This window comes from Colwellia sp. RSH04 (genome assembly GCF_003545765.1).
In the GTDB taxonomy this organism is placed as follows: domain Bacteria; phylum Pseudomonadota; class Gammaproteobacteria; order Enterobacterales; family Alteromonadaceae; genus Colwellia.
This window is the reverse complement of the sequence record NZ_QXIO01000009.1, coordinates 112,368-123,854: the sequence shown is the minus strand read 5'-3', so window position 1 is coordinate 123,854 and position 11,487 is coordinate 112,368. Positions and strand designations below refer to the sequence as shown.

General features: G+C 37.7%; 6 protein-coding genes. 5 read left to right on the top strand and 1 reads right to left on the bottom strand.

The annotated features are described in order from the left end of the window. Positions 1 to 46: 46 nt before the first annotated feature. Positions 47 to 3,013 carry a TonB-dependent receptor gene (locus D1094_RS14525; RefSeq protein WP_118960834.1) on the bottom strand — a complete coding sequence of 989 codons (2,967 nt, stop codon included), beginning with the start codon at positions 3,011 to 3,013 and terminating at the stop codon, positions 47 to 49. 397 nt (positions 3,014 to 3,410) lie between these two features. Here D1094_RS14525 and D1094_RS14520 point away from each other — a divergent pair, with 397 nt between their 5' ends. From D1094_RS14520 to D1094_RS14500, 5 genes are all read left to right on the top strand, one after another. Continuing rightward, positions 3,411 to 4,823, top strand: coding sequence for an MFS transporter (locus tag D1094_RS14520; protein WP_259337973.1), 1,413 nt, complete (start codon positions 3,411 to 3,413; stop codon positions 4,821 to 4,823). After that, complete coding sequence (locus D1094_RS14515; protein WP_259337972.1) at positions 4,816 to 7,185, top strand: GH36-type glycosyl hydrolase domain-containing protein; 2,370 nt, start codon at positions 4,816 to 4,818, stop codon at positions 7,183 to 7,185. Before D1094_RS14520 ends, D1094_RS14515 begins: the two co-directional genes overlap by 8 nt. After that, positions 7,178 to 7,756 carry a gluconokinase gene (locus tag D1094_RS14510; protein ID WP_118960831.1) on the top strand — a complete coding sequence of 193 codons (579 nt, stop codon included), beginning with the start codon at positions 7,178 to 7,180 and terminating at the stop codon, positions 7,754 to 7,756. Before D1094_RS14515 ends, D1094_RS14510 begins: the two co-directional genes overlap by 8 nt. Before the next feature lie 14 nt (positions 7,757 to 7,770). Next, positions 7,771 to 8,523 carry a sugar-binding protein gene (locus D1094_RS14505; RefSeq protein ID WP_118960865.1) on the top strand — a complete coding sequence of 251 codons (753 nt, stop codon included), beginning with the start codon at positions 7,771 to 7,773 and terminating at the stop codon, positions 8,521 to 8,523. Between the two features lie 211 nt (positions 8,524 to 8,734). Next, positions 8,735 to 11,329 (top strand): glycoside hydrolase family 3 C-terminal domain-containing protein, encoded by a 2,595-nt coding sequence (locus D1094_RS14500; protein ID WP_118960830.1) that lies wholly within the window; start codon positions 8,735 to 8,737, stop codon positions 11,327 to 11,329. The last annotated feature ends 158 nt before the right edge of the window (positions 11,330 to 11,487 follow it).

Genomic DNA, 11,487 nt, shown 5'->3' with positions numbered 1-11,487 from the left:
CACGCCGTACAAAAGTATGGCGTGGGTTTTAACTCGATACTATGAACTAAAAGGTATAACGTGCACCTAATGCATAACGCGCCTCTTGCTCTGCATAGTTCCATAACTGTACCGTAGTACGGCCATGTGTTCGCGTATCTTCACCGGTAATATTGATACCTTCTAAGAAAACAGACAAGCTTTCATTGAATTGGTAAGCCACATTAAAGTCAATTTGGGCATATTCTTCGGTATAACCTGGCTCATTAATATATTGAGCTTGTGTGTTTAAGAATTTGTCGCGCCAGTTATAAGCAACTCGCGCTTGAAATGAATCATTCTCATACATCAATACTAGGTTTGCGGTATCACTTAAACCAACTAAGGCAAACTGAGTGACACTTGGATCACCAGTGTTATTAAAGCCAATATCACCATTTACTGTAGTATAGTTAGCTTGCACACCAAAGCCTGTTTCGCCAAAGAAGTGTTGTACGGCAAATTCAAAACCATCAATTTTAGCTTCTTTATTATTAACAAATTTGGTAACGGTGAAGTCCATCAATGGATCATCTGAGTTTGCTAATACATCATAATGCACTTCGAACTCTTCTGCTGGCATTGAATAAAAATCGACATTATTTTCTGTTGCAGCAACCATCGCAAATAAATTAGTGTCGGTAATTTCTTCACCTAATTCTAACAGTTTAGCTTCAGCAGCTTGTGCTCTTGGTCCTGCTGTTGCATCACGAAGGCCATAAACATTTTCAACAACGGGTTGGCGCCCAGCAAAGTTATTTACTCTTTTTTCATAATAACCTAATGACACGTAACTTGTGTCAGCAAAGTACCATTCTGCAGAAATATCGATATTATCAGACTCTAAAGGCACAAGTCCTGGATTACCGTTTGATGCAGTACCTAGTTGAACTCCCTGTAAAGTCGTAGGGCCTGAAGGTCCGCTCACATCAGATGCTGCAGAACTTAATTGATCATATGTTGGTCGTGCAATAGTTTTACTGTAAGACAAGCGTGTAATAACGTTATCAACCACTTCAATATCAAAGTCAAAACTAGGTAGAACATGACTATAGTCAGCATTCGCACTAAAATCTTCCATACCTTCACCATAACGCACATTGAAGTCATTATTGCCTTCCCAAGCAACAGCATTTGGTAAGGTTACATTCGCTGATGATGTAATGTCAGTATTCTCAAAACGAACACCAGCAGATACATTGTAAGGGCGACCACCTAACTCACCAGATAAATCAAGCTGCAAAAAGGCTGCCGTAATATCTTCTTTGATTGTTCTATTGGTTGCATATGCACCATCGGCTACAAAATCAAAGCCGTATGCACCTGCAGCCCAAGCACCAATTTGAGACGCGCTGCCAGTAAAACCATCAGAGTAGCCACCAGCACCATTACCAAATTGCTCAGGTGTTAAATAACCTTCTGGTAATTCACCAGGGTTTTCAACACCCCAATTACCCATGGTATGACGCGTTAATGATTGAACCGAATGACTTTCCATTGCTCGTGATTCGACACCGAACTCAATACTACCTTCATCAAACTGATAGTTACCAATCAAACGGAATTGATTAATTTCTGACTTTTGAGCCGCATATTGCATATCAAGAATTGAAGTACCAACATCATCTTGATCTAAAACGCCATTACAGTTTAAGCCTCTGCGTGAATCGCAATCATCAAAATCAACGCGTAAAGTAGGGTAGTCATTGGTGAAATCAACGCCTTGACCAGCAGAAATGTTGGCACCTAAACCTGTATTTAACCAGCTACCATACGCCGCATCAGGTGTACTTTCAGCAGCAGAGCTATGTGCATCAAGAGTCACATTAAAGTAATCATTAACATCGTAACTTAGGTTTAAGCCTATAGAGTCATTTTCATTAATTTGATTTAATTCTTGCTGCGCTAAACCTAAATCTCTTGGAGGTTGGCTGCCGCGATCTTCATTGTAATCAACAGGAGTTGTTGCTGTTTCGTTATCAAAACCTAAACTAGACTTATATGTATCCATCCAAATTGAATGTTCTGCGCGCGCTTCAAAAAGATCTTGTTTAGCGTAAGTGTAATCAAGTGTTGCAGTAAGAGAGTCTACAGGTCTAAATTGTAAAGTAAGTTGAGCGTTTGTTCTTGTACGTTCTCGATCTGCAATATAGTTACGTAAATCAGATGGCATAGAATATAGCTGATCTATTTGGGGTTCATTAGCTATTTGAATGTCATCTGCAGCTTGAGGAATAGTGCCATCGTAAGGGCTAGTACGCCATTGGTTTACAAAGGCACCTGATGAAGAGCTGTGTCTTTCTTGGGTATTGAATGTTAATGAGGCACCAAACATTTCATCATTGTCTGTCCAGCTCAATAAGCCAGAAAGTTCAGGTGTTAAATCATCACCAACTCGGTTTGTTGTATCTGCGTGGGCTTTAGCGCCTATGCTGACTTGCAAACCTGGGTTATCAAGTGGTCTACTGGTAACTATATCAATAGTTGCACCGATACCGCCAGTTGCAATATTGGCTTTACCTGTTTTGTAAACAGAAACCGACTTAACTGCGTCAGAGGCTAAATTTGAAAAATCAAAGGCACGAGAATTTGCTACACCGCCTCCAGCTGGTAAGCTAGAAGCCGGCATTGTTCTGCCATTTAATGTCACCATATTAAAGTCAGGACCAAAACCACGAACCGTTACTTTACTACCTTCACCATTTGTTCTATCTATTGAAACACCGGTAATACGCTGTAATGACTCCGCAAGGTTGGTATCTGGAAATTTACCAATATCTTCAGCTGAAATGGCATCAACGACACCGTTAGCATCACGCTTTAAAGCGGTTGATTCCTTAATGCTTGAGCGCATTCCTGTAACAGCAATGACTTCAATTTCATCTTTTTCTTTTATGTTTGCTTGCTCTGCAGAAATAGCAGGCAGTGACGTTGCACCAAGTATTAGTGACAAACTTGTTGCAACCTTTGTTTTGGTGAAGGTGGTCTGACTCATGTTATATCTCCTGGCTATATAACCATCTTTATAATTATTTAGTTGATGTAAGCGCTTTCAAGATAATGCAAAAAAAAATACTTATTCGCAAGCTCTTTTATTATGTAAGCGCTTACATCTAAACTAGATTATTCATCTCGATAGATCAACTGTTATTTTAAATTAATTATTTTTTAACCAATTTATAAAAGAGAAAAGGCAAAGTTTTTAAAGTGAAGTGTTACTTTTGGCTCTGTTTAACATGTTGTTTATAATGGTTTAAATGTATTTATTGCTCGTTTTATTAAAATTTATATTGCAATTGATATAGTAATTCAGTTAACTTGTAAGCGCTTACATTTTGTTTTTTGAAAATTCAATAAACATAAAATGACTCATTTATCGGGAAGTGATGCAAGTGCATAAAAAAACATTAGAACGACATTTACAGTCAAAAATTAACATCAGTGAAAAACTCACACTGAATGAAAAAATTGGCTATGCCTGTGGAGATGTAGCGTCAAATTTTTACTGGCGTGTATTTGATGTATTCCTATTCATTTTTTATACCGATGTCTTTGGTCTTTCTGCGGCGACAGTTGGTACTATGATGTTGGTCACCAGAGTTATTGATGCATTTTCTGATCCTTTAATGGGAGCGTTAGCTGATAGAACAGAGAGTAAATATGGAAAGTTTCGTCCGTATTTATTATGGGGGATATTACCGCTAGTTGCTGCTGGCGTACTAACTTTTACCGTGCCTGACTTAGATAGTACCTCAAAAATTATATGGGCATACCTTACTTATATATTTATGATGCTAGCCTATACCTTTATTAATGTGCCTTATGGCGCATTACTTGGAGTTATCACCAGTAATAGTCAAGAAAGAACAGTACTTACCAGTTTTCGGTTTATTGGTGCTTTCACAGGAGGAAGCCTTGTTGCTTACTTTACGCCAACGCTAGTAAGTTACTTTGGTCAAGGAAATGAAACCTTAGGTTGGCAATATACCATGGGGCTTTATGGTGTCATTGCGGCAATTTTATTCATTATTACTTTTCTTACCACCCAAGAAAGAATTTCTCCTCCTGCAGATCAAAAAACGAATGTACTACAAGATATAAAAGATTTAACCAATAATAAGCCTTGGCTCATTTTATTCTCGCTAGCATTGGTCATCATGATGACAATAACGCTTAGGGGAAGTACGGGTACGTTTTATTTTAAATACTATGTCGGTAGACCCGATCTTATTGGCAGTTTTGCTATGGCTTATATGTTATCGCTTGCTGCGGGTGCAGCTGCTACACCTCTATTGACTAAGTTTATAGATAAAAAAATGCTGCTAATGCTATTAATGTCAATTGTCGCTTTTCTTTCCATTATTTTTTACTTTATACCTGCTGAAAACATTACCTTGATATTTGCGATGCAAATTGCAATTGGTTTTGCCTTGGGACCTAAGTCGCCATTAGTTTTCTCAATGTATGCCGATACTGCTGATTATTCACAATATAAAACAGGGCGTAGAGCAACAGCGATGATTTTTTCGGCCGCGTCTTTTTCACAAAAACTTGGCGGAGCTATTGCAGGAGCAGTGATAGGTTGGTTGCTTGCTTCATTAGGTTATGTTGCTAATCAAGTACAGAGTGCATCATCAGAGCAAGGAATTGTTTTACTGTTAACGCTTATCCCCGGCTTGTTTGCCGCATTGTCTGTACCATTAATTTGGTTTTATCCGTTGACTGATAAAAAGCTTGGTCATATTCATGCACAACTTTATTGCCAAGAAGCTGAGCATATTAAGGGGGGAAGTAACTGTGGGTAACCAAAATAGAGGGTTCCCTAACGTTGTACTTGATAGTCCAACTCAACACCCAAAAGCTAGTGGTTTTTTATGGAATAAACAGCAGTTATTACAAGTGAATTGTCGGGGGTATGTCAATGCTCAATTTATGCAGCCTGAGCCCGCAAAATATGCTTATGGACCCAATATTGAAGCAAAAACATTTATGCAACCTGAACATGCTTATTATACTCATCATGCAGGACGTTTTTTTTACATTAAAGATGAAGTGACTCAGCAAATATTCTCATTACCTTATGAGCCAATGCGTAAGAAACTCGATAAGTTTCAATTCATTCAAGAACAAAGTTCCATAACATGGAATTGCGAATTATTTGATTTGAAAGTGTCTATTAAAGTGACCTTAAGTGAATCAAATGTTGCAGAGCAATGGTCTTTCAACGTGCTAAATTTGCGTGATGAGAAGAGGGTTATCAGTGTCTATCCTTATTTTACAATTGGCTATATGTCGTGGATGAATCAATCAGCTAGATTTGATGAAAATCTCAATGCGATCGTGGCAACCTCAGTAACCCCTTATCAAAAAGTTGAAGATTACTTTCAAAATAAAGACTTAAAGGATAAGACTTTTCTGGTTTCAGATAAAGTACCTGTTTCATGGCATGCAAATCAAAGTATCTTTGAAGGAGAGGGGGGATTACATAACCCTGACGCCCTTAATAATAGTACATTAGATAATGTAGAGGCGCGCTATGAAACGCCTGTAGCGGTCATGCAGTTTTATGAAACGCTAGCTGCTAAAAGCGATCTAACACTTAACTTTTTATTTGGGCCTGCTAAAGATGAAAAAGAGATTTCGTCATTAATTGCTTGCTATTTCAATCAGCAAAAAAAGCAAAGCGAACAACATAGTTACGATAATTATATGAACATGGGCGCAGGGTGTTTACATATTAATACTGGCGAACAACACTTTGATGATTTCATTAATTATTGGCTACCCAGACAGATGTATTATCATGGTGACGTGCATCGTTTAACGACCGATCCTCAAACAAGAAATTATGTGCAAGATAGTATGGGGATGTGTTTTATTGAATCACAAAGTGCCCGAAAAGCTTTTTTAAAAACGCTATCACAACAACATATCAATGGTGCAATGCCTGATGGCGTGTTGCTACACAAAAATGCGCAATTAAAGTACATAAATCAAATCCCCCATGCTGATCATTGTGTTTGGCTACCCATTTGTCTGATGACTTATTTAGATGAAACGGCAGATGTTGAATTACTGTATGAACAAATCAGTTTTCTTGATAGTGATCACGTTGAGTCAGTGATTTTTCACATTGAACGCTCTTTAGATTGGCTAATTCAATCTACCGATGAACGAGGGTTAAGTTATATCGAGCAAGGTGATTGGTGTGATCCAATGAATATGGTCGGCTATAAAGGGCAAGGCGTATCATCTTGGTTAACGTTAGCGAGTGCTTATGCTATTAATACTTGGTGTGATATTTGTGATAACTACATTACGAAAGCTTGTCAAAATAAAGTTAACGCGTATCGACTAGCCGCTAAAAAACTGAATAAAGCCGTAAACCAGCATTTATGGATAGGTGAATGGTACGCTCGTGGCATTACCGATGATGGCCGTATTTTTGGCACTGAAAATGATAGCGAAGGTAAAATATTTCTTAACCCTCAGAGTTGGGCTATGTTAAGTGGCGCAGCAAGTGTTACACAGCGAAAAGTGATGATTAATCATATTAATCAACAACTCATGACCCCTCATGGTGTAATGATGTTAGCACCAAGCTATACCGCGATGGTTGAAGACATTGGTCGAATCACGCAAAAACATCCAGGCGTTTCTGAAAATGGCTCAGTCTATAATCATGCTGCTATCTTTTACGCTTATAGTTTGTATCAACAAAATGAAAATGATTTAGCTTTTGAAGTCATTACAAAAATCATTCCTTCAATGAAAAATATAGACTCAACAGGTCAGTTGCCTATTTTTGTGCCAAATTATTATCGCGGTGCTTATTATCAATTTCCTGAGCAAGCAGGGCGTTCTAGTCAATTATTTAATACCGGTACTGTGTCTTGGTTGTATCGATGTATTGTTGAAGAGTTAGTGGGATTAAAAGGCAAAGGTAACGCTTTAATAGTAAACCCTAAACTACCGCATCATTTATCGCATATTACAGGCAGTCGTACCTTCAGAGGCGCAGAATTTCAATTTGACGTGTATAAATGCTCAAACGTCACAAGAACCGTCGTGTATTTAAATAATGAGTTGCTAGCCAATAACTCAATTGAGAATATTTGCAACAATACCGTTTATACGCTGCGAGTTAAGGTACCTGAAAATGCCTGAAGAAATCAGTGTAAGCACTCATCACTTAAACGAGTTTAAACGGCCTTATCTATTTATCATTATGGGAGTTAGCGGCACAGGGAAATCAAGTGTAGCAAAACGATTAACCCTAAAACTGAATCAACCTAGCTCCCCTTTTGAATTGGTTGAAGCTGATGACTTTCATTCTAAAGAAGCTAAAGCGTTAATGGCTTCAGGTATACCTTTGGATGATGATATGAGGCTCCCTTGGATTGAACGAATTATTGCAAAAATTGAATATTATTCATATCTTCGAAAAAACGTTGTACTCGCATATTCTGGTTTAAAATATCAACATCGTCAGTTATTTAGACAATTAAATGTAACGAATCAATTTTTTTGGTTGAACGTTAGTGAACAAGAACTTTTTGATCGACTTGATAAAAGAAACGATCATTTTTTTAACAGTAAATTGTTATCAAACCAAATACAAACCATGCAAGCGCCCCAAGCAGGAGAATCAGATATATGCCCAATTGAATGTAAAGGTTCTATTGCTGACGTCTGTTCAGATATTGAAGAAAAGTGTCGCTTAATGATTTCATGTTAAAAATAGAGGTGCTAATGAAAAAATTATTGATTAGTTTAGCTATCGTTTTTGGGGCGTTGATTTTTTCGTCAAATGCTAAATCACCTATTGAGGTTGTAAAAGCCAAAGGCGATATTGTTATTGATGGCTTGGTTAACGAAAAAAGTTGGCAGATTGCATTATGGCAACCAATAGACGAGCTTATTCTTGGAACTCCTCCCACAACCGAAGATTTCAGTGGTCGATTTAAAGTTTTATGGGATAACCAGCAATTATATCTGTTGGTTGAAATAACAGATGATGTGTTATTTGATCAACATGCCAATCCTTATTTTGCCTATTGGGATGATGATTGCCTTGAAGTATTTATTGATGAAGATGCTTCAGGAGGCGAACATCAATTTAACCATAATGCTTTTGCCTACCATGTCGCCTTAGATAACCAAGTGGCAGACATTGGAGGTCAAAACGAAGAGGGTTCTGCTCAAGTTGTTTTATTAAATGATCATATCACTAGTGTATGGCGACGCGACACACAAAAACCACACAATATTAATTGGGAGTTATCTATCAGGTTATTTGATGATAGTTTCCAGGGAGATTCATCTCGGCCAGTTACACTCATGAAGCAAAAGAAGATTGGCTTCATGCTCGCATATTGTGATAACGATGGCAGCCCTCAACGGGAGAGTTTTATTGGCTCTACTTTTATTAAACCTATTGAAGGTGACAAAAACCTTGGGTATATCACCGCAGATGTTTTTGACCACATTATTTTGATTGACTAAGGCGTTTTCACTTGTTTATGGGGAGCAACCTAAAGATATAAGCTCACCGCTGTAGGAGTATGGAAAAAGTTGTGGTGAAAACGCACAGAAAAGTTCAAAGCGTTTTAAGGGCACATGCCTCTTAAAATGAGCGCTAAAGCAATATTTGCTTTAGAAAATTAAATGCAATAACGAAAATTATTGTTTATCAATGAGTAACATAGAGCCTTATATGAAAATATCAGTCAACTTATTAACAGTGCTTGCTTTTGTAGTTATTTTTAGCGGATGCCAAAATCAAGAAGCATTAACTTCGACACAAAAAAACATCCCGAAAATAACAAAAGAAAAAGTAAAGCAAAAAAGACTAGCGGACGCAGAGCAAAAAGTAGAAGTTCTTTTAAAGCAAATGACAGTTGAAGAAAAAGTATCATTAACTCACGCCAGTGGTAAATTTCATGTTAATGCGATTGAGCGGTTAGGTATTCCAGAGATGTGGCTTTCTGACGGTCCTCATGGTGTAAGACATCAAATAGAACGTCATAGTTGGGATTCTGCTGGTTGGACAGATGATCATGCTACATATTTACCTCATTTAACTTCTGTTGCTGCAAGTTGGGATAAAAATATTGCTAGATTGCATGGTGAGGTACTTGGCGCTGAAGCGCGAGAGCGACAAAAGGACTTTATCTTAGGGCCTGGCGTCAACCTTGCTCGTCTACCTTTATATGGCCGAAATTTTGAATATATGGGCGAAGATCCTGTGCTTGCAGCAAAACTAGTTGTCCCTCAAATTCAAGGTATTCAAGCGAATGATGTAGCAGCAACGGTCAAGCATTATGCTTTGAATACTCAGGAGTTAAATCGTACGGGAGTTAATGCAAAGCCTGATGAGCGTACATTGAGAGAAGTTTATCTACCTGCTTTTGAAGCCGCAGTAAAAGAAGGTCAAGTATTAGGAATGATGGGAGCCTATAACGAATACTTCGGTACCAATGCAAATCAGAGTAAGCACTTAGTTAATGATATATTAAAAGGAGAGTGGGGGTATCAAGGAGTGTTATTGACCGATTGGCATGTTGATATAAATACTTATGAAGCAGCAATGCATGGCTTAGATTTAGAGATGGGCACAAAAGTTGATGATTACCAAGATTACTTTTTTGCGAAACCATTTCTTAAGCTAATTAAAGAAGGGAAAATACCTGAAGCTATTGTTGACGATAAGGCTCGAAGAATCTTAAGGGTTCAGCATAAAATTGGCATGTATGATGATAACCGAAAAAAAGGAGAAAGAAATACACGCGCTCACCAATTAGCAGCAAGAAAGATCGCAACAGAAGGCATCGTTCTTCTTAAAAATAGCCATGTGAATAATAAACCCATTTTACCCCTTAATAAAAAACAGTTGAAAAATATTTTAGTGTTAGGTCCCAATGCTGATAAAAAACATGGAACAGGAGGAGGCTCTTCAGAAGTTAAATCTTTATATGAAATAACACCTCTAGCAGGATTGAAAACCAAATTGGGAAATGATGTAAATATTACCGTAATGCGTGCTCGAAGTAGTGAACTAACGGCAATTGCCGGTGACTACATCGTCAGTAGACATTGGACAGGAACGCCAGCATGGAATATATCTTACTTTGCGGAGCCTTTGAGAGAAAAGTTGCTTGAAGAATCTTGGATAGTAGATTCTATGTTTGACGCTAATAGTTCATCGACAATGCAACATATAACGATGACCGCTAAGATTAAACCTCTTCAAACAGGTAGCCATAAACTCAACCTGAAAACATTGGGTGATTTTCGATTGAAGATTAACAATCAATTGGTTATTTCTCATAAAAGTGATGCAAATAAACCTGATATCATTGAAAAAGTTTCACATGATATTGCGTTAAAAGAAGGTGAAATTTATCAGTTTGAGATTCAATACGACGGACGTGAACACTTTACTTTAGGTTGGGACGCGCCAGGAGAATTATTTGCCAGTGAAAAAGAATACATCGACGCCGCTAAAAAAGCTGATGCCGTAATTTATTTTGGTGGACTAAGTCACAGTGATGATAGAGAGTCTATTGATAGAACTAGTATGAAGTTGCCTTTTGCGCAAGATGAAATCATTGAAAAGCTTGCTCGTGTCAATGACAAAACTGTCGTGTTTTTGGTTGCAGGTTCAGCCGTAGAAATGCCTTGGGAAAACAAAGTCAACGCTATCGTTTGGGGCTGGTATGGCGGTATGGAAGCAGGCCATGCTTTTGCTGATATTTTGATGGGAGATAAGAACCCGAGTGGTAAGATGCCTATTACGTTACCTAAATATCTTGAAGATACTGCGCCCATAAAACTGAATGACTACAATGCACAAGAATCATTATATTTGGAAGGAGTATTCATTGGATATCGATGGTTTGAAAAACAAAATATTAAACCGTTATTTTCATTTGGGCATGGTCTTTCCTACACTAAATTTTCACTTTCAGATTTAGCTATTTCGCATACAGCACTAAGCGAAAAAGAAACACAGACCGTTCAGTTAACTGTGACTAATACAGGGAAAGTTGCTGGTGCAGAGGTGATTCAGCTTTACTTGAATGATGTCGACTCTAGCGTTGAAAGGCCAGCGAAAGAATTAAAAGATTTTACAAAAGTATGGTTATTACCGGGCGAAAGTAAGCGAGTTTCATTACAACTCACGACTAGAGATTTATCGTTTTGGGATATAAAAGAAAATACTTGGCTTGCTGAAAAAGGCCAATTTACCGTGCTGTTAGGAACATCTTCAGATAATATCCAATTATCAGAACAATTTACTTATCAATAAATCCCCTAATTCAATCATGAGGTGTAACCTACTTGTCAAAGCATGATCTCATGATTGAATTTGCAATCACCTTAAACTGAGATGAATGTGATAATCTATGTTTTTCTTTATATTCAGTTGTTTATGTTTGTTGATGCTGCTTTTTTGATTATAGCATA

Bases quoted from the DNA above. Each gene is read 5' to 3' on its own strand.
- D1094_RS14510 (WP_118960831.1), top strand. From the start codon at position 7,178: ATGCCTGAAGAAATCAGTGTAAGCACTCATCACTTAAACGAGTTTAAA.
- D1094_RS14505 (WP_118960865.1), top strand. From the start codon at position 7,771: ATGAAAAAATTATTGATTAGTTTAGCTATCGTTTTTGGGGCGTTGATT.
- D1094_RS14500 (WP_118960830.1), top strand. From the start codon at position 8,735: ATGAAAATATCAGTCAACTTATTAACAGTGCTTGCTTTTGTAGTTATT.
- D1094_RS14525 (WP_118960834.1), bottom strand. From the start codon at position 3,013: ATGAGTCAGACCACCTTCACCAAAACAAAGGTTGCAACAAGTTTGTCA.